We start from the raw sequence: 16,318 nt of genomic DNA on the forward strand, positions 1-16,318 counted from the left end.
TTTAATTATTACTTAGTTACTTTTTTCTTATTAGCAACTGTCTTTCTTCTACCTTTTCTAGTACGAGAGTTGTTCTTAGTACGTTGACCTCTTAAAGGAAGACCAGCTCTATGACGAATACCTCTGTAACATCCAATATCCATTAACCTCTTAATGTTCAATTGTGTTTCAGATCTCAATTCACCTTCGATTTTAAAGGATCCTACCGCTTCACGGATAGCTCCTATTTCATCATCAGTCCAATCTTGAACCTTAGTGCTTTCATCAACTTTAGCAACTGCTAAAATTTCTTTAGCTCTACTTCTACCTATTCCATAGATATAAGTTAAAGAGATAACTCCTCTTTTTTGTTTTGGTATGTCTACACCTGCAATTCTTGCCATAATTACCCTTGTCTTTGTTTGAATCTTGGATTCTTTTTGTTAATTACGTAAAGTCTTCCTTTGCGTCGTACTAATTTACAGTCTGCGCTTCTTTTCTTTACTGATGCTCTTACTTTCATCTGTATTAGTTTTTAAATACTAATTTTTAGTATCTATAAGTTATACGAGCCTTAGTTAAATCGTAAGGACTCATTTCTAATTTTACCTTATCACCTGGTAATAATTTAATGTAATGCATACGCATTTTACCAGAAATATGGGCAGTCACAATGTGACCATTTTCTAATTCTACACGAAACATAGCATTAGATAATGCTTCTATAATTGTCCCGTCTTGTTCTATTGCTGCTTGCTTTGCCATAATATTATTTTATTGTGCAACCGCTTTTCTGTTTTTACCAGTCTTCATTAAGCCATCATAATGCTTATTTAATAAATAAGAATTAATCTGTTGCATTGTATCAATAGCAACACCAACCATAATTAATAGTGATGTACCACCAAAGAACAATGCCCAACCTTGTTGAACCCCCATAAGCTTAACTATAAATGCTGGGAACACAGCTATTAAAGCCAAAAATATAGATCCTGGTAATGTTATTTGCGACATAATCTTATCCAAATACTCAGATGTTTCAGAACCTGGTCTAATACCTGGTATGAATCCTCCACTGCGCTTCAAATCGTCAGCCATTTTATTTGTAGGTACCGTAATTGCAGTATAAAAATATGTAAATACAATAATTAATAATGCGAATACAAGATTGTACCAAAAACCAAAAATATCTGAAAAGTTAGTTTGCATCCATTGTCCTGTAGTAGTCTCCTTTAATAAAGAAGAACCACCGATTAAACTTGGTACAAACATAATTGCTTGTGCAAAAATGATAGGCATTACACCAGAAGCATTAAGCTTTAAAGGTAAAAACTGTCTAGATCCAAATACATTTTTTTCGTAACCACCAGAAGCTGTTCTTCTTGCATATTGTACAGCAATTTTACGTACTGCCATTACTAAGAACACTGAAGCTAATATGATTAAGAACCAAATTACTAATTCTATAAGTATCATCATAAAGCCACCATTACCTTCAGTTCTTGAAAGTGAGTTTTGCATAAATGACTGAGGTAAAGTTGCGATAATACCAACCATAATTAATAATGAAATACCATTACCTATTCCCTTATCTGTAATTTTCTCACCTAACCACATTGCAAATACACAACCAGTAACTAATATTATTACAGATGAGAAATAGAAAATACTCTCATTAAATCCTGGCACCAATAAAGTACTCATTGAAGGCGCACCGGATAATGCAGGTACACTAGCTAAATAACCAGGTGCTTGCACCAAACAAATTCCTATTGTTAACCAACGTGTAATTTGCGTAATTTTCTTTTGACCACTAGCTCCTTCTTTTTGTAACTTCTGCAAATAAGGAATCGCAATACCCATTAACTGAACAACAATAGATGCAGAGATATAAGGCATAATACCAAGTGCAAATACAGAGGCATTTGCAAAAGCACCTCCTGTAAAAGCATTTAATAATCCTAATATTCCACCATCCATTCCAGCTTGTAAACCACCTAAAGCATCAATATTAATACCTGGTAATACTACCTGTGCACCAAAACGGTACACTAATAATAAACCTAAAGTTAGAATTATTCTATCCTTAAGCTCAGTGATTTTCCAAACGTTTTTTAATGTCTCTATTATCTTCATCCTTAACGTCTTATAAAGTTACAGCTTCACCACCAGCAGCCTCAATAGCAGCCTTTGCCGTAGCAGTAAATTTATGAGCAGTAACAGTTAACTTAGATTTTAACTCTCCTCTTCCTAAGATTTTAACTAGTTCATTCTTACCAGCTAAACCTAATGAAACAAGAGTATCAAAATCAACTGTTTCTTTTATTTTCTTTTCATCAACCAATTGTTGTAATGTATCAATGTTTACACCTTGATATTCAACACGATTAATATTTTTGAATCCATATTTAGGAACACGTCTCTGTAATGGCATCTGTCCACCTTCAAATCCTAATTTCTTAGAATAACCAGAACGCGACTTAGCACCCTTGTGTCCTCTTGTCGCAGTGCCACCTTTACCTGATCCTTGACCACGTCCAACACGCTTTCCTTGACTTTTTACTGAACCTTCTGCAGGTTTTAAATTACTTAAATCCATTGTTAAGTTTATATTTTTAAGCTTCCTCTACAGAAACTAAATGTTCAACTTTCTTAACCATACCAAGGATATTTGGTGTGGCATCGTGCTCTACAACCTGACCAATCTTTTTTAATCCTAAAGCTTCTAATGTTAGCTTTTGTCTCTTAGTACGATTGATTGCACTTTTTACTTTAGTTACTTTAATCTTTGCCATCTTATCCTTTAGATTATCCGTTAAAAACTTTTTCAAGTGATACACCACGTTCTCTGGCTACAGCTTTCGCATCTCTCAGTTGCAATAAAGCATCAAAAGTTGCCTTTACTACGTTATGAGGATTTGACGATCCTTGAGATTTTGATAATACATCATGTACACCAACTGCTTCAAGCACTAATCTTACAGCACCACCAGCGATAACTCCCGTACCAGGTGCAGCAGGAATAATATTTACTCTAGCACCACCATATTTACCTTTTTGCTCGTGTGGTAACGTTCCTTTTACTATAGGTATTCTAACAAGATTTTTCTTTGCATCTTCAACTGCTTTAGCAATTGCCGTTGCAACATCTTTAGATTTACCTAATCCATGACCAACAACACCTTCTTCGTCCCCTACTACTACTATAGCAGAAAAACCAAATGCTCTACCACCTTTAGTTACCTTAGTTACACGTTGTACACCTACTAAGCGATCTTTTAATTCTAATCCGCCTGGTTTAACAAGCTCTGCGTTTTTATATTTTTGATACATAATGTCTTAAAATTTAAGTCCTGCTTCTCTAGCGCCTTCTGCTAATGATTTTACTCTACCATGATATAAATAACCACCTCTATCAAAAGAAATAGTTTCAACACCAGCTTTTAAAGCTTTTTCAGCAACAGCCTTACCAACTAATGCAGCAACCTCTGTTTTGTTTCCTTTAGACTTTGCTAAGTCTTTATCTCTTGAAGATGCAGCAGCAATTGTTTCACCAGTTACATCATTCACGACTTGAGCATAAATCTCTTTATTACTTCTAAAAACAGATAATCTTGGTCTAGTTTCAGTACCAGATACAACCTTGCGGATTCTGTTTTTAATTCTTATTCTTCTTTCGTTCTTTGTCAATGCCATAACTTAATTATTAAGCTGATTTACCTGCTTTTCTTCTAATTTCTTCACCAACAAACTTAATTCCTTTTCCTTTGTAAGGCTCTGGCTTACGGAAGCTACGGATTTTAGCCGCTACTTGACCAACCAATTGCTTGTCATACGATGTTAATTTAACTATCGGGTTTTTACCCTTTTCTGATATAGTCTCAACTTTTACCTCTGGAGCAATACTTAATACTATATTGTGAGAGAAACCAATAGCTAAATCTAATTTCTGTCCTTGATTTGATGCCCTGTAACCTACACCTACTAATTCTAGTTCTTTTGTCCAGCCTTTAGAGACACCTTCTATCATATTAGCAATTAACGCTCTGTATAGACCGTGTTTTGCTCTGTGTTCTTTTTTGTCAGAAGAACGTGACAATGTAATTGTACCGTCTTCTATTTTTATTTCAATATCTGAATACTCTTGAGTTAATTCACCTAATTTACCTTTTGCAGTTATTAAGTTGTCTTTTATCTCAACTGTAACGCCTTCAGGAACTGTTATTGGATTATTACCTATTCTTGACATAATTTCCTGTTTTTAGTATACGTAACATAATACCTCGCCACCAACATTTTCTCTTTGCGCTTGTTTACCTGTCATAACTCCATGAGAAGTAGAAACAATTGCAACACCTAAACCATTTAAGATTCTTGGCATTTCGTTAGCACCTGCATATTTACGCAAACCTGGTTTACTGATTCTTTGAATTTCTTTGATGACAGACTCCTTTGTGTCTTTGTTGTATTTCAAAGCAATTTTTATTATGCCTTGAACTGAAGAGTCATCAAATTTGTAACTCAAAATAAAGCCCTGATCGAACAATATTTTAGTTATCTCCTTTTTTAAGTTAGATGCTGGAATCTCCACAACTCTGTGGTTAGCTTTCACAGCATTTCTAACTCGCGTTAAATAATCCGCTATTGGATCTGTGTACATAGTTTTTAATTTTGGAAAACGGTTTTCGATTATTCGAACCTAAATCCCGATTATACAATAATTATATTGATAATTGTACAGAAGCTTACTCGCTTCCTCAATGTTACCAACTTGCTTTCTTCACACCAGGAATTAACCCTTTGTTAGCCATTTCTCTAAACATTACACGAGAGATACCAAATTGTCTCATATATCCTTTTGGTCTTCCTGTAAGTTTACAACGGTTGTGCATACGTATCGGTGATGCATTTTTTGGTAACTTTTGTAATGCGTCGTAATCTCCAGCTTCTTTTAAAGCTTTTCTTTTCTCAGCATATTTAGCAACCATCTTTGCACGCTTCACCTCACGAGCTTTCATTGATTCTTTAGCCATATTTAATTCTTTTTAAATGGTAATCCTAGTTCTGATAATAATGACTTTGCTTCTTTGTCAGTTTCAGCAGAAGTCACAAATGTGATATCCATACCTGAAATTTTATTGATTTTATCAATGTCAATTTCTGGGAATATAATCTGTTCTGTTACACCTAAGTTATAGTTTCCTCTACCATCAAAACCTGTAGCTTTGATACCATTGAAATCCCTAACTCGTGGTAAAGCTGAAGTAACTAGACGATCTAAAAACTCATACATACGCTCGCCTCTTAAAGTTACCTTAGCGCCAATTGGCATGCCTTTACGTAACTTAAAAGATGCAACGTCTTTTTTAGACAGTGTTGAAACAGCTTTTTGTCCTGTAATTTTAGCTAACTCATCAACAGCATGATCAATTAACTTCTTATCTGCAACTGCAGCACCTACACCTTTAGATAATACTATCTTTTCAAGTTTAGGAACTTGCATTACATTATTATATCCAAATTCTTCTGTAAGAGCTGGAATTACTTTTTCCTGATACTCTTTTTTTAATCTTGCAACGTAAGCCATAACTAAATTACTTCATTAGATTTTTTGGAAAATCTTACTTTTTTATCTCCATCCATTCTAATACCTACTCTAGTAGTTTCACCTTTACCTGTTAGTAAAGACAAATTAGACATATGGATAGATGCTTCTTTCTCTACAATTCCACCTTGAGGGTTTTGTGCACTTGGTTTAGTATGTTTCTTAACCATGTTTATACCCTCTACTATGGCTTTGTTCTTATCTTTAAATACCTTAAGTACTTTACCTTCAGACCCTTTATGGTCACCAGCAATGACTTGTACTGTATCTCCTGATTTTATTCTAAGCTTTGTCATCTTTATTTATCAATTAAAGCACTTCTGGTGCTAATGATACAATTTTCATGAATTGTTTATCACGAAGTTCTCTAGCAACGGGACCAAAAACACGAGTACCTCTCATTTCCCCTTGAGGTCCTAATAATACACATGCGTTGTCGTCAAATCTAATATAAGATCCATCTGGACGTCTTACTTCTTTAGCTGTACGTACAACAACAGCTGTAGAAACAGCTCCTTTTTTAATACTTCCATTAGGAGTCGCATCTTTAACAGATACTACTATCTTATCTCCTACTGAAGCATATCGCTTCTTTGTTCCACCTAATACACGGATAGTTAAAACTTCCTTTGCACCAGTGTTATCAGCTACTTTTAATCTTGATTCTTGTTGTACCATAATTACTTCGCTCTTTCAATTATTTCTACCAATCTCCAACACTTAGATTTACTTAAAGGTCTTGTTTCCATGATCTTTACAGTATCACCTTCGTTGCAGTCGTTTGTTTCATCGTGTGCGACATACTTCTTTGTCTTTAACACGAACTTTCCATACATAGGGTGTTTTACTTTTTTTACTTCAGCCACAACAATAGATTTCTCCATTTTGTTACTAGTAACTACTCCTATACGTTCTTTTCTTAAATTTCTTTTTTCCATCTTTCAGCAGAATACAATTATTGTCCTTCTCTATTAGTTAATTCAGTCGCCAATCTAGCTACTGTACGTCTAACGTTACGTAACTGAATTGGATTTTCTAAAGGAGAAATCGCATGAGCCATTTTTAGGTCTGCATAACTCTTTTTAGTCTCACCAAGTTTTTCTTGTAACTCAGCTACTGAAAGCTGTTTAATTTCTGATTGCTTCATAATATTTTTTTATTAAGCTTCGTAATCTCTAGCTATGATAAACTTAGTTTTTACCGGAAGTTTTTGGGCTGCTAAACGTAAAGCTTCTTGAGCTACTTCTTTTGGCACACCACTTACTTCAAATAATACACGTCCTGGTTTTACGACAGCTGCCCAATATTCTACGGCACCTTTACCTTTACCCATACGTACTTCAAGAGGCTTTTTAGTGATAGGCTTGTCTGGAAATATTTTAATCCAAATTGATCCTTCCCTCTTCATGTAACGCGTTGCAGCAATACGAGCCGCTTCTATTTGACGAGCAGTTATAAATTTAGAGTCTAATGATTTAATACCGAAAGTACCATTTGTTAATAAATGACCTCTACCGGAATTACCCTTCATACGACCTTTTTGCTGCTTACGAAATTTTGTCCTTTTAGGCTGTAACATTTTTTCTTTTCTTTAAAAAATTACTTTCTACGACGTTGGTTTTTTCCACCTCGTCCACCTTTTCCTTTTTGCTTAGAAAGACCAACTAATGGAGAAAGTTCTCTTTTTCCATATACCTCACCTTTCATAATCCACACCTTAACACCTAATCTACCATAAGTAGTATGTGCTTCAACAAGAGCATAATCAATGTCTGCTCTAAATGTAGATAGTGGAATTCTTCCTTCTTTATAGTGCTCAGAACGTGCCATTTCAGCACCGTTTAAACGACCACTAATCTGAATTTTAATTCCTTCAGCATTCATACGCATAGCTGCAGCGATTGCCATTTTTATCGCGCGTCTGTAAGAAATTCGGCTTTCTATCTGACGTGCAACACTTGCTGCTACTAAATGTGCATCTAGTTCAGGTCTTTTAATTTCAAAGATGTTCAATTGAACCTCTTTACCCGTAATTTTTTTAAGCTCTTCTTTTAACTTATCTACCTCTTGACCACCTTTACCGATAATAATACCAGGTCTAGCAGTAGTGATAGTAACGGTTACAAGTTTAAGCGTACGCTCAATAATTACTCTACTCACACTAGCTTTAGATAAACGAGCATGAACGTATTTTCTAATCTTATCGTCTTCGGCAAGTTTATCACCATAATCGTTTCCTCCGTACCAGTTAGATTCCCATCCTCTGATAATTCCTAAGCGATTTCCGATTGGATTTGTTTTTTGTCCCATATCTTTATCTTAGCTTTGTGTTTTGTTTAATGAATCAATAACCACTGTAACGTGATTTGATCTTTTTCTAATTCTGTGTGCTCTACCTTGAGGTGCTGGGCGCAATCTTTTTAACATTGTCCCACCATCTACTCTGATTTCTTTAATAAACAAATCGGCTTCCTCAACATCTGCATCTTCGTTCTTTGCTTGCCAGTTTGCAATTGCAGACATAACAAGTTTTTCTAATCTACGAGATGCTTCCTTTTGGCTAAATCTAAGAATCTGAAGAGCTTTCTCTGCCTTTTGACCCCTTACTAAATCCGCAACTAAGCGCATCTTTCTTGGAGATGTAGGACAGTTATTTAGCTTTGCAAAAGCAACTTGCTTCTTCTCCGCTTTTATAGCTTCAGCCATTTGTTTTTTACGACTTCCCATGATTCTTATTTTTTACCTTTATTTTTTGCACCTGCATGACCTCTAAAAGATCTTGTTGGTGAAAATTCTCCTAATTTATGACCTACCATATTCTCAGTAATATAAACTGGTACAAATTGACGACCGTTGTGTACAGCGATTGTCTGGCCAACGAAATCTGGAGAAATCATTGAAGCTCTTGACCAAGTCTTGATTACTGTCTTTTTGTTAGAAGCTACATTTTCTGCAACTTTCTTTTCTAATTTATAATGGATATAAGGTCCTTTTTTTAATGAACGTGCCATACTATCTTATCTTATTTCTTTCTACGTTCTACAATATATTTATTACTCGCTTTCGTCTTAGAACGCGTTCTGTAACCCTTAGCAGGTATTCCGTTTCTAGATCTTGGATGACCACCTGAAGATTTACCTTCACCACCACCCATTGGATGGTCTACTGGGTTCATAACTACTGGTCTAGTACGTGGACGTCTTCCTAACCATCTGCTTCTACCAGCTTTACCCGATACAATTAATTGATGATCTGAGTTAGATACAACTCCTATAGTTGCCATACAAGTTGCTAATACCATTCTAGTTTCACCAGATGGTAATTTAATTGTGGCAAACTTTCCGTCTCTTGCCATTAATTGAGCAAATGCACCTGCACTACGAGCCATTACAGCACCTTGACCAGGATGTAACTCAATACAAGAAACTATTGTACCTAATGGAATTTCACTTAATGGCGTTGCATTTCCTATTTCAGGAGCTATACCATTTTTTCCAGAAACTATCTTTTGCCCTACTTGTAAACCATTTTGAGCGATAACATAACGTTTCTCACCATCTTGATAGTTTAGTAATGCAATAAATGCTGTTCTGTTTGGATCATACTCAATTGATTTTACCTCCGCTGGAATACCAGTTTTGTTTCGTTTAAAATCAATAATACGATACTTCTTCTTGTGACCACCACCTTTGTAACGCATGGTCATTTTTCCTTGACTGTTTCTACCACCAGACCTTTTTTTCGGAGCAAGCAAGCTTTTCTCCGGCTTATCAGTAGTAATGGCGTCAAATCCATTAACTACTCTAAAACGCTGGGCTGATGTGATCGGTTTTAATTTTCTAACTGACATTTGTGTCTAATTACATGTTAGCGTATAAATCTATTGTCTCACCTTCCGCCAGTTGTACAATTGCTTTTTTAACAGCATTTGTTTTACCATGTTGAATACCCGTTTTTGTAAAACGTGTTCTTCTTTCTGGACGGACATTTATTGTACGAACTTTTTCAACAGAAACTCCATAAGCAGCTTCAACTGCTTTCTTGATTTCTACCTTGTTCGCCTTTGGATTCACTTCAAATGCAAAAGCATTTAGCAATTCGCTTTGTGCTGTCGCTTTTTCAGTGATGATAGGTTTTATTAAGATACTCATCGTTGCTCTATTTACTTAAATTCGATTTTATTCCTTCTAATGCACCTTCTAAAAGAATTACTTTATTAGCATTCATTATTTTATAAGTGCTTAATTCTGAAGAGGTTACAACTTCAGAGCCTTTCAAATTGCGCGACGACAAATATACATTATTATTTGTGTCACCCAACACAAACAGAGACTTTTTGTTCTCTATTTCTAGTGCTTTTAAAACATCAACAAAGTTTTTAGTCTTTGGCGCATCAAAATTAAAATCTTCTAATACAACAATTGACTTATCATTTGCCTTAATGCTCAATGCAGATTTACGTGCTAAACGCTTAACATTTTTGTTAAGTTTAAAGCCGTAGTTTCTTGGTCTTGGTCCAAACATACGACCACCACCTTTAAATACACCAGACTTGATACTACCTGCTCTCGCTGTACCTGTACCTTTTTGTTTCTTTATCTTACGTGTACTACCTGTAATTTCTGCTCTTTCTTTTGCCTTGTGTGTACCCTGTCTTTGGTTTGCTAAGTATTGCTTAACATCTAAATAAACAGCATGGTTATTAGGCTCAATAGCGAACACTTCCTTAGAAAGCTCAGCTTTTCTACCAGTGTCTTTTCCGTTTATATCTAAAACTGCTACTTTCATTACTTCTCAATAATTACATAAGAGTTTTTGTGTCCTGGAACACATCCTTTAACTACAAGCAAATTCTTTTCTGGAACAACCTTGTATACTCTTAAATTTTGAACTTTAACTGTTTCACCACCCATTCTACCTGCCATCTTCATTCCTTTGAAAACTCTTGCAGGATATGAAGCAGCTCCAATAGAACCAGGAGCTCTTAAACGATTATGTTGACCGTGAGTTGCTTGACCAACACCACCAAAACCATGACGTTTAACTACACCTTGGAATCCTTTACCTTTTGATGTACCTGATACATCAACAAACTCTCCTTCAATGAAATGCTCTACTGTTACAGCATCACCTAATTTGTACTCCTCATCAAAACCTTTGAATTCTACGACTTTGCGTTTTACAGAAGTACCCGCTTTCTTAGCATGACCAATGGTCGCTTTTGTAGCGTTTTTTTCTGTCGCGTCATCGAAACCTAGTTGAAGTGCATTATAGCCATCAACATCTTCAGTTCTGACTTGGGTAACGATACATGGACCTGCTTCGATTACTGTACATGGAATATTCTTTCCATTTTCATCGAAAATGCTGGTCATACCGACTTTTTTTCCAATTAACCCAGACATATTTATTATTTATTTATTGTTTAATATTTGTTATTTAAAACTTAAGGCCGAAAATACGTTTCAGCCTTGAATTGTATTTTTTACCGTTTTTCCCTCGACCGCATCGGTGGGACATGTTAATCTTACTTACACCTTAATCTCAACTTCAACTCCACTTGGTAATTCAAGCTTCATTAAAGCATCAATAGTTTTAGAAGACGAAGAATAGATATCTAATAATCTTTTGTAAGAACTAAGTTGAAACTGTTCTCTAGACTTCTTATTTACATGTGGTGAACGTAATACAGTGAAAATTTTCTTGTGTGTTGGTAAAGGAATTGGACCCGTTACTACTGCACCTGTACTTTTTACTGTTTTTACAATCTTATCAGCAGACTTATCTACTAAGTTGTGATCGTAAGACTTTAATTTTATTCTGATTTTTTGACTCATTTTCTTAAGATTTACGATTCAACTCCTTTAGCTGCTTTAATAACTTCTTCAGAAATATTTGAAGGTGTTTCAGCATAGTGAGAAAATTCCATTGTTGATGTTGCTCTACCTGAAGATAATGTTCTTAATGTTGTAACATAACCAAACATTTCAGATAATGGAACAGTAGCTTTTACAGTTTTTGCACCAGCTCTATCTCCCATATCACTTACTTGACCTCTTCTTCTATTTAAATCACCAACGATATCACCCATATTTTCTTCTGGTGTAATTACTTCCAATTTCATTATTGGCTCCATAATTACGGCTTTAGCAGCTTTTGCAGAATTTTTGAATCCTAACTTTGCAGCTAATTCGAAAGATAATTGGTCTGAATCGACATCATGATAAGATCCATCTTTCAATGTGACTTTCATAGAATCAACTTCGTAACCTGCTAATGGCCCATTTACCATCGCCATTTTAAATCCTTTTTCAATAGAAGGGATAAATTCTTTAGGAACGTTACCACCTTTAATTGTAGATTCAAACTGAAGTCCAGTTACACCTTCATCAGCTGGCTCAATAGTAAATACGATATCAGCAAATTTACCGCGACCACCGGATTGTTTCTTATAAACCTCTCTATGATTGGCAGCTTGTGTGATTGCTTCTTTATACTCAACTTGAGGTTGTCCTTGATTAACCTCAACTTTGAATTCACGTTTTAAACGATCAACAATAATATCTAAGTGAAGCTCACCCATACCAGATATGATTGTCTGACCTGAAGCTTCATCAGTTCTTACCGTAAATGTTGGATCTTCTTCAGCTAATTTTGATAAAGCCATACCTAATTTATCCACATCTGCCTTAGTTTTAGGCTCAACAGCAATACCAATTACTGGATCAGGGAAGTCCATAGATTCTAGAACGATAGGATGCTTTTCATCAGACATGGTATCACCAGTCTTAATATCTTTAAATCCTACTGCTGCCCCAATATCCCCTGCTTCAATATAACTAATAGCATTTTGCTTATTAGAATGCATTTGGTAAATACGAGAAATACGTTCCTTTTTACCTGAACGGTTATTTAAGATATAAGAACCTGCATCTAAACGACCAGAGTACGCTCTAAAGAATGCCAAACGACCTACAAAAGGATCTGTAGCAATCTTAAATGCTAAAGCCGCAAACGGCTCGTTAACACTTGGCTTACGCAATTCTTCTTTTTCCGTATCTGGATTCATCCCAACAATACCTTCCTTATCAACTGGAGAAGGTAAGTAACGACATACAGCATCTAATAAGAACTGTACACCTTTATTTTTAAAGGCTGATCCACAAATCATAGGAATGATTGACATATCCATTACAGCAGCTCTAAGTGCAGCATGCACCTCTTCTTCAGTAATAGAATCCTCATCCTCCATGAATTTCTCAAGAAGATTTTCATCATAACTTGCAACTTCTTCAATAAGCTTTGCTCTCAATTCAGCAGCTTCTTCTTTAAGTTCTTCTGGTATATCAATAACATCAAAAGTTGACCCTTGTGTTTCATCATGCCAAACAATTGCACGGTTCTTCACTAAATCAACAATACCTTTAAAATCGATTTCGTCACCAATGTTCATTACAATTGGTACAGCATTAGACCCTAACATGTCCTTAACCTGTTGGCATACTCCCATAAAATTAGATCCTTGACGGTCCATTTTATTTACGAAACCAATACGTGGTACTTTATAATTGTCTGCTAATCTCCAGTTAGTTTCAGATTGTGGCTCAACACCATCAACTGCACTAAATAGGAATACTAAACCATCTAATACACGTAACGAACGATTTACTTCAACAGTAAAGTCAACGTGACCAGGAGTATCGATGATATTAAAATGGTATCCTTTAGTTTCGTTAGTTGGCTCACCATTTTCTAATGGGAAATTCCATGTACAGGTTGTCGCAGCAGAAGTAATTGTAATACCTCTTTCTTGTTCTTGCTCCATCCAGTCCATAGTAGCCGCACCATCGTGCACCTCTCCAATTTTGTGAGATACACCTGTATAATAAAGAATACGTTCTGTAGTAGTAGTTTTACCAGCATCAATATGAGCGGCAATACCTATATTTCTTGTATATTTTAAATCTCTCTGTGCCATTCTAATTAAAATCTAAAGTGTGAGAATGCTTTGTTTGCTTCCGCCATTTTGTGAGTGTCCACTCTTTTCTTAACAGCAGCACCTTCTTCTTTAGCAGCAGCTAAAACTTCAGCAGCTAGTCTTTGAGCCATAGATTTCTCATTTCTCTTACGAGAATAACTAATTAACCACTTCATTGCTGTAGAAACTTTACGGTCTGGACGGATTTGCATTGGAATTTGAAATGTAGCACCTCCAACACGACGACTACGCACTTCTACGTGAGGCATCACATTAGATAAAGCTTCCTTCCAAATTTCTAAAGCTGTTTTTTCGTCATCATTCTTTTTCTCTTCAACGATATCTATTGCATCGTAGAATACTTTAAACGCCACAGACTTCTTTCCATCCCACATCATCATGTTAACGAAACGTGTCACTAACTGATCATTAAATTTTGGGTCTGGTAAAAGCGGTCTTTTTTTCGCTTGTCTTTTTCTCATGTCTTCTTCTTAAAGTTTTAAATTACTTCTTAGGGCGTTTTGCACCATACTTAGATCTTCGTTGCGTTCTACCTGATACACCTGCTGTATCTAATGCACCACGGACAACGTGATATCTAACTCCTGGCAAATCTTTTACCCTTCCACCTCTAACCAATACTATCGAGTGCTCTTGTAGATTGTGACCTTCTCCACCGATGTATGCATTAACCTCGTTTCCGTTTGTTAAACGTACCCTTGCTACCTTACGCATTGCTGAGTTTGGTTTCTTAGGTGTTGTTGTATAAACACGAGTACATACACCACGTCTTTGCGGACACGAATCTAAAGCAGCCGATTTACTCTTCTTGGTTATTTTGGCTCTTCCTTTTCGTACTAATTGTGAAATTGTTGGCATATATTTCTATAAAAAATTTTATTAACCCTCACTTTAGAGGGCTGCAAAGGTAGAAATATATATTAATTATTCAAACACTATTGAATTAATTTTGTGAAGAAAATTCAACTTTCGTTTCATACATATATATTAAGGTCTATTTTTACGTTATTAAATCATAATTCATCCATTTTCTTTAATGAAAAGATTTAATTCAATTGCACTCTTAATTATGGTCTCGATTTTAACCAATGAGATATATGGGCAATCGATTAATTTGAGTGTAATTTCAAAATCTAAATCAGAAACATTCAAAATAGATTCTATAGGCTACAGCAATTCTTTTGCAGATTACAAATCACTCGAAAAAGAAGTTTATGATCTAAAGAAAAAATTAAATAAAAATGGGTTTATTGATACCAAAATAGAAAGTATCACAAAGAAAAATGATACACTTTTTGAGGCTCTTTTCTATTTAGGCAACAAAATAAATACTATTAGGATTAACTATGATTCTAATTTTGATGTTCAACTTCTAAATATTATTGAACACAATAAAGGCGACAATTATTTTGATTTAAATGTAGAATCTCTCGAAAATGTACTAAATCAATTAAACTCATTAATCTCAGAACAAGGTGATCCTTTTTCAACCTTACAACTCAATAATATTCAAAAGATTAATTCTGATTTAATTGGCGCTGATTTAGAAATTATTAAAAACCAAAAAAGACGTATTGATAAAATTATAGTTAAGGGCTACGAAAAATTTCCTAAGTCATACATTAAACATTTTTTAAAACTAAAAATAGGTCAATCCTTTAAATTGAATGGAATCAAAGATAAAGTAGAGCTTTTGCAAGATTTAAGATTTGCAAATGAAATTAAAGATCCTGAAGTTTTATTTACAAATGACTCTACAACTTTATATCTATATATTGATAAAGTAAAAACCAACAATTTTGATGGCTTTTTGGGATTTGGTACAAATGAAAACACAAATAAACTTGAATTTGACGGGTACCTAGACTTGAGATTGATTAATAACCTAAACTTTGGGGAAACTTTAAACCTTTACTACAAGAGCGATGAAATTGATCAGCAAACATTTAGAGTAAATGCGACTATGCCGTTTTTGTTTGCCTCTCCTATTGGCTTGGAGGTTGGTTTAAATATTTTCAGGAAAGATTCAACTTTTATTAACGTGACGCAACGCGCAAACCTGAACTATCAAATTAACGCGTTACATAGAATAGGTATTGGTATAAACACAATTAATTCTAGTAATTTATTAGATAATGACACTTCCGTTTTAAATGATTACAAATCAAATTACTTTACAGCGAATTACAATTTCAATAAGCCACAATTTTATGACCCTTTGTTTCCCTATAATTTTTGGTTAGAGTTTTCATCAGGATTCGGAAACCGTGATAATGACCTAGGCAAAAAAGATCAAAGTTTCTATAGGCTTGATACCTATAAAATATTTAATCTCAATAATAGAAACAGTGTTTATACTAGTATAAACACTGCGATATTAATTTCAGATGATTATTTAGATAATGAACTCTTCAGATTTGGTGGAATCAACTCCATAAGAGGGTTTGAAGAAAACAGTCTCGTTGCAAACCTTTACGGCGTACTTAATACTGAATATCGTTTTAGACTAAGCAATACAATCTATATACATTCCGTGTTAGACGCAGCCTATTTTGAGAATGATTTAACAGATAGCAAGGAAAAATTATTTGGATTTGGATTTGGGTTTGGCCTTCTTACTAATGCAGGCTTATTTCGATTAAACTATTCCAGTGGAAAATCTGAGAACAGACAGTTTAAATTGTCTGATTCTAAAGTCCATATTAGTCTAACTGCAACCTTCTAAATTTTAAATT

The 16,318-nt window shown here is 34.9% G+C and carries 29 protein-coding genes; 1 reads left to right on the forward strand and 28 read right to left on the reverse strand.

The window, feature by feature from the left end; genetic code table 11:
- Positions 1 to 8 precede the first annotated feature (8 nt).
- The 28 genes from rpsM to rpsL all read right to left on the reverse strand — a co-directional run bounded on the left by rpsM (position 9) and on the right by rpsL (position 14,441).
- Complete coding sequence (gene rpsM, locus ACFWV9_RS14620; protein WP_411895980.1) at positions 9 to 383, reverse strand: 30S ribosomal protein S13; 375 nt, start codon at positions 381 to 383, stop codon at positions 9 to 11.
- 2 nt (positions 384 to 385) lie between these two features.
- The gene (gene ykgO / locus ACFWV9_RS14625) at positions 386 to 502 is read right to left on the reverse strand and encodes a type B 50S ribosomal protein L36 (protein WP_008269159.1); all 117 of its coding nucleotides are present in this window, start codon (positions 500 to 502) and stop codon (positions 386 to 388) included.
- A gap of 26 nt (positions 503 to 528) precedes the next feature.
- Positions 529 to 744 (reverse strand): translation initiation factor IF-1, encoded by a 216-nt coding sequence (gene infA / locus ACFWV9_RS14630; RefSeq protein WP_007094967.1) that lies wholly within the window; start codon positions 742 to 744, stop codon positions 529 to 531.
- Positions 745 to 753: 9 nt separating this feature from the next.
- On the reverse strand, positions 754 to 2,115 hold the full coding sequence (gene secY / locus ACFWV9_RS14635; RefSeq protein WP_411895981.1) for a preprotein translocase subunit SecY: 1,362 nt from the start codon (positions 2,113 to 2,115) through the stop codon (positions 754 to 756).
- Between the two features lie 10 nt (positions 2,116 to 2,125).
- A complete protein-coding gene (gene rplO, locus ACFWV9_RS14640) occupies positions 2,126 to 2,578 on the reverse strand; it encodes a 50S ribosomal protein L15 (protein WP_411895982.1) in 453 nt (150 codons plus the stop codon).
- Between the two features lie 16 nt (positions 2,579 to 2,594).
- Positions 2,595 to 2,774 (reverse strand): 50S ribosomal protein L30, encoded by a 180-nt coding sequence (gene rpmD, locus ACFWV9_RS14645; RefSeq protein ID WP_114300031.1) that lies wholly within the window; start codon positions 2,772 to 2,774, stop codon positions 2,595 to 2,597.
- A 13-nt stretch (positions 2,775 to 2,787) separates the two neighbouring features.
- The gene (gene rpsE / locus ACFWV9_RS14650) at positions 2,788 to 3,312 is read right to left on the reverse strand and encodes a 30S ribosomal protein S5 (RefSeq protein WP_411895983.1); all 525 of its coding nucleotides are present in this window, start codon (positions 3,310 to 3,312) and stop codon (positions 2,788 to 2,790) included.
- A gap of 6 nt (positions 3,313 to 3,318) precedes the next feature.
- Positions 3,319 to 3,675 (reverse strand): 50S ribosomal protein L18, encoded by a 357-nt coding sequence (gene rplR / locus ACFWV9_RS14655; RefSeq protein ID WP_411895984.1) that lies wholly within the window; start codon positions 3,673 to 3,675, stop codon positions 3,319 to 3,321.
- 10 nt (positions 3,676 to 3,685) lie between these two features.
- Positions 3,686 to 4,228 (reverse strand): 50S ribosomal protein L6, encoded by a 543-nt coding sequence (gene rplF, locus ACFWV9_RS14660; protein WP_411895985.1) that lies wholly within the window; start codon positions 4,226 to 4,228, stop codon positions 3,686 to 3,688.
- Between the two features lie 12 nt (positions 4,229 to 4,240).
- Complete coding sequence (rpsH, locus tag ACFWV9_RS14665) at positions 4,241 to 4,639, reverse strand: 30S ribosomal protein S8 (RefSeq protein WP_411895986.1); 399 nt, start codon at positions 4,637 to 4,639, stop codon at positions 4,241 to 4,243.
- Positions 4,640 to 4,742: 103 nt separating this feature from the next.
- On the reverse strand, positions 4,743 to 5,012 hold the full coding sequence (gene rpsN / locus ACFWV9_RS14670; protein ID WP_411895987.1) for a 30S ribosomal protein S14: 270 nt from the start codon (positions 5,010 to 5,012) through the stop codon (positions 4,743 to 4,745).
- A 2-nt stretch (positions 5,013 to 5,014) separates the two neighbouring features.
- Positions 5,015 to 5,566, reverse strand: a complete 552-nt coding sequence (gene rplE, locus ACFWV9_RS14675) for a 50S ribosomal protein L5 (RefSeq protein WP_411895988.1) — start codon at positions 5,564 to 5,566, stop codon at positions 5,015 to 5,017.
- A 2-nt stretch (positions 5,567 to 5,568) separates the two neighbouring features.
- Entirely contained in the window at positions 5,569 to 5,880 is a 312-nt protein-coding gene (gene rplX / locus ACFWV9_RS14680; RefSeq protein WP_411895989.1) for a 50S ribosomal protein L24, read from the reverse strand.
- A gap of 13 nt (positions 5,881 to 5,893) precedes the next feature.
- A complete protein-coding gene (rplN, locus tag ACFWV9_RS14685; protein WP_411895990.1) occupies positions 5,894 to 6,262 on the reverse strand; it encodes a 50S ribosomal protein L14 in 369 nt (122 codons plus the stop codon).
- A gap of 2 nt (positions 6,263 to 6,264) precedes the next feature.
- A complete protein-coding gene (rpsQ, locus tag ACFWV9_RS14690) occupies positions 6,265 to 6,522 on the reverse strand; it encodes a 30S ribosomal protein S17 (RefSeq protein ID WP_114300015.1) in 258 nt (85 codons plus the stop codon).
- A gap of 17 nt (positions 6,523 to 6,539) precedes the next feature.
- Positions 6,540 to 6,731, reverse strand: coding sequence for a 50S ribosomal protein L29 (gene rpmC / locus ACFWV9_RS14695; RefSeq protein WP_224478996.1), 192 nt, complete (start codon positions 6,729 to 6,731; stop codon positions 6,540 to 6,542).
- A gap of 12 nt (positions 6,732 to 6,743) precedes the next feature.
- Complete coding sequence (gene rplP / locus ACFWV9_RS14700) at positions 6,744 to 7,163, reverse strand: 50S ribosomal protein L16 (protein ID WP_411895991.1); 420 nt, start codon at positions 7,161 to 7,163, stop codon at positions 6,744 to 6,746.
- 20 nt (positions 7,164 to 7,183) lie between these two features.
- Complete coding sequence (rpsC, locus tag ACFWV9_RS14705) at positions 7,184 to 7,894, reverse strand: 30S ribosomal protein S3 (protein ID WP_114300010.1); 711 nt, start codon at positions 7,892 to 7,894, stop codon at positions 7,184 to 7,186.
- 9 nt (positions 7,895 to 7,903) lie between these two features.
- The gene (gene rplV, locus ACFWV9_RS14710; RefSeq protein ID WP_114300008.1) at positions 7,904 to 8,311 is read right to left on the reverse strand and encodes a 50S ribosomal protein L22; all 408 of its coding nucleotides are present in this window, start codon (positions 8,309 to 8,311) and stop codon (positions 7,904 to 7,906) included.
- A 5-nt stretch (positions 8,312 to 8,316) separates the two neighbouring features.
- Positions 8,317 to 8,595, reverse strand: a complete 279-nt coding sequence (gene rpsS / locus ACFWV9_RS14715) for a 30S ribosomal protein S19 (protein ID WP_111685493.1) — start codon at positions 8,593 to 8,595, stop codon at positions 8,317 to 8,319.
- An 11-nt stretch (positions 8,596 to 8,606) separates the two neighbouring features.
- The gene (gene rplB / locus ACFWV9_RS14720) at positions 8,607 to 9,434 is read right to left on the reverse strand and encodes a 50S ribosomal protein L2 (RefSeq protein WP_411895992.1); all 828 of its coding nucleotides are present in this window, start codon (positions 9,432 to 9,434) and stop codon (positions 8,607 to 8,609) included.
- Positions 9,435 to 9,444: 10 nt separating this feature from the next.
- Positions 9,445 to 9,735, reverse strand: a complete 291-nt coding sequence (gene rplW / locus ACFWV9_RS14725; RefSeq protein WP_411895993.1) for a 50S ribosomal protein L23 — start codon at positions 9,733 to 9,735, stop codon at positions 9,445 to 9,447.
- 7 nt (positions 9,736 to 9,742) lie between these two features.
- Positions 9,743 to 10,372, reverse strand: a complete 630-nt coding sequence (gene rplD / locus ACFWV9_RS14730) for a 50S ribosomal protein L4 (RefSeq protein WP_411895994.1) — start codon at positions 10,370 to 10,372, stop codon at positions 9,743 to 9,745.
- A complete protein-coding gene (gene rplC / locus ACFWV9_RS14735; protein WP_411895995.1) occupies positions 10,372 to 10,989 on the reverse strand; it encodes a 50S ribosomal protein L3 in 618 nt (205 codons plus the stop codon). Before rplC ends, rplD begins: the two co-directional genes overlap by 1 nt.
- A 126-nt stretch (positions 10,990 to 11,115) precedes the next feature.
- Positions 11,116 to 11,421 (reverse strand): 30S ribosomal protein S10, encoded by a 306-nt coding sequence (rpsJ, locus tag ACFWV9_RS14740; protein WP_007650482.1) that lies wholly within the window; start codon positions 11,419 to 11,421, stop codon positions 11,116 to 11,118.
- Positions 11,422 to 11,432: 11 nt separating this feature from the next.
- Positions 11,433 to 13,562: an elongation factor G gene (fusA, locus tag ACFWV9_RS14745; RefSeq protein ID WP_411895996.1), complete on the reverse strand. Its 2,130-nt coding sequence runs from the start codon at positions 13,560 to 13,562 to the stop codon at positions 11,433 to 11,435.
- 5 nt (positions 13,563 to 13,567) lie between these two features.
- Positions 13,568 to 14,044, reverse strand: coding sequence for a 30S ribosomal protein S7 (gene rpsG, locus ACFWV9_RS14750; protein WP_411895997.1), 477 nt, complete (start codon positions 14,042 to 14,044; stop codon positions 13,568 to 13,570).
- Between the two features lie 22 nt (positions 14,045 to 14,066).
- Positions 14,067 to 14,441, reverse strand: a complete 375-nt coding sequence (rpsL, locus tag ACFWV9_RS14755) for a 30S ribosomal protein S12 (RefSeq protein WP_114299995.1) — start codon at positions 14,439 to 14,441, stop codon at positions 14,067 to 14,069.
- A 178-nt stretch (positions 14,442 to 14,619) separates the two neighbouring features.
- Here rpsL and ACFWV9_RS14760 point away from each other — a divergent pair, with 178 nt between their 5' ends.
- Entirely contained in the window at positions 14,620 to 16,308 is a 1,689-nt protein-coding gene (locus ACFWV9_RS14760) for a POTRA domain-containing protein (RefSeq protein WP_411895998.1), read from the forward strand.
- Positions 16,309 to 16,318 lie beyond the last annotated feature (10 nt).

It is taken from the genome of Winogradskyella sp. A2 (genome assembly GCF_046762865.1).
Classification (GTDB): domain Bacteria; phylum Bacteroidota; class Bacteroidia; order Flavobacteriales; family Flavobacteriaceae; genus Winogradskyella.

Excerpts from the sequence above, each read along its gene's own strand:
- rplX (WP_411895989.1), bottom strand. The coding sequence starts at position 5,880 with ATGACAAAGCTTAGAATAAAATCAGGAGATACAGTACAAGTCATTGCT.
- rplN (WP_411895990.1), bottom strand. The coding sequence starts at position 6,262 with ATGGTACAACAAGAATCAAGATTAAAAGTAGCTGATAACACTGGTGCA.
- rpsL (WP_114299995.1), bottom strand. The coding sequence starts at position 14,441 with ATGCCAACAATTTCACAATTAGTACGAAAAGGAAGAGCCAAAATAACC.
- rplD (WP_411895994.1), bottom strand. The coding sequence starts at position 10,372 with ATGAAAGTAGCAGTTTTAGATATAAACGGAAAAGACACTGGTAGAAAA.
- rpsN (WP_411895987.1), bottom strand. The coding sequence starts at position 5,012 with ATGGCTAAAGAATCAATGAAAGCTCGTGAGGTGAAGCGTGCAAAGATG.
- rpsC (WP_114300010.1), bottom strand. The coding sequence starts at position 7,894 with ATGGGACAAAAAACAAATCCAATCGGAAATCGCTTAGGAATTATCAGA.
- rpsH (WP_411895986.1), bottom strand. The coding sequence starts at position 4,639 with ATGTACACAGATCCAATAGCGGATTATTTAACGCGAGTTAGAAATGCT.
- fusA (WP_411895996.1), bottom strand. The coding sequence starts at position 13,562 with ATGGCACAGAGAGATTTAAAATATACAAGAAATATAGGTATTGCCGCT.
- rplV (WP_114300008.1), bottom strand. The coding sequence starts at position 8,311 with ATGGGAAGTCGTAAAAAACAAATGGCTGAAGCTATAAAAGCGGAGAAG.
- secY (WP_411895981.1), bottom strand. The coding sequence starts at position 2,115 with ATGAAGATAATAGAGACATTAAAAAACGTTTGGAAAATCACTGAGCTT.
- rplO (WP_411895982.1), bottom strand. The coding sequence starts at position 2,578 with ATGGATTTAAGTAATTTAAAACCTGCAGAAGGTTCAGTAAAAAGTCAA.
- rpsS (WP_111685493.1), bottom strand. The coding sequence starts at position 8,595 with ATGGCACGTTCATTAAAAAAAGGACCTTATATCCATTATAAATTAGAA.
- rplP (WP_411895991.1), bottom strand. The coding sequence starts at position 7,163 with ATGTTACAGCCTAAAAGGACAAAATTTCGTAAGCAGCAAAAAGGTCGT.
- rpmD (WP_114300031.1), bottom strand. The coding sequence starts at position 2,774 with ATGGCAAAGATTAAAGTAACTAAAGTAAAAAGTGCAATCAATCGTACT.
- rplW (WP_411895993.1), bottom strand. The coding sequence starts at position 9,735 with ATGAGTATCTTAATAAAACCTATCATCACTGAAAAAGCGACAGCACAA.
- rplC (WP_411895995.1), bottom strand. The coding sequence starts at position 10,989 with ATGTCTGGGTTAATTGGAAAAAAAGTCGGTATGACCAGCATTTTCGAT.
- rplB (WP_411895992.1), bottom strand. The coding sequence starts at position 9,434 with ATGTCAGTTAGAAAATTAAAACCGATCACATCAGCCCAGCGTTTTAGA.
- rpsM (WP_411895980.1), bottom strand. The coding sequence starts at position 383 with ATGGCAAGAATTGCAGGTGTAGACATACCAAAACAAAAAAGAGGAGTT.
- ACFWV9_RS14760 (WP_411895998.1), top strand. The coding sequence starts at position 14,620 with ATGAAAAGATTTAATTCAATTGCACTCTTAATTATGGTCTCGATTTTA.
- rpsG (WP_411895997.1), bottom strand. The coding sequence starts at position 14,044 with ATGAGAAAAAGACAAGCGAAAAAAAGACCGCTTTTACCAGACCCAAAA.
- rpsQ (WP_114300015.1), bottom strand. The coding sequence starts at position 6,522 with ATGGAAAAAAGAAATTTAAGAAAAGAACGTATAGGAGTAGTTACTAGT.
- rpmC (WP_224478996.1), bottom strand. The coding sequence starts at position 6,731 with ATGAAGCAATCAGAAATTAAACAGCTTTCAGTAGCTGAGTTACAAGAA.
- rplR (WP_411895984.1), bottom strand. The coding sequence starts at position 3,675 with ATGGCATTGACAAAGAACGAAAGAAGAATAAGAATTAAAAACAGAATC.
- rplF (WP_411895985.1), bottom strand. The coding sequence starts at position 4,228 with ATGTCAAGAATAGGTAATAATCCAATAACAGTTCCTGAAGGCGTTACA.
- ykgO (WP_008269159.1), bottom strand. The coding sequence starts at position 502 with ATGAAAGTAAGAGCATCAGTAAAGAAAAGAAGCGCAGACTGTAAATTA.
- rpsE (WP_411895983.1), bottom strand. The coding sequence starts at position 3,312 with ATGTATCAAAAATATAAAAACGCAGAGCTTGTTAAACCAGGCGGATTA.
- infA (WP_007094967.1), bottom strand. The coding sequence starts at position 744 with ATGGCAAAGCAAGCAGCAATAGAACAAGACGGGACAATTATAGAAGCA.
- rplE (WP_411895988.1), bottom strand. The coding sequence starts at position 5,566 with ATGGCTTACGTTGCAAGATTAAAAAAAGAGTATCAGGAAAAAGTAATT.
- rpsJ (WP_007650482.1), bottom strand. The coding sequence starts at position 11,421 with ATGAGTCAAAAAATCAGAATAAAATTAAAGTCTTACGATCACAACTTA.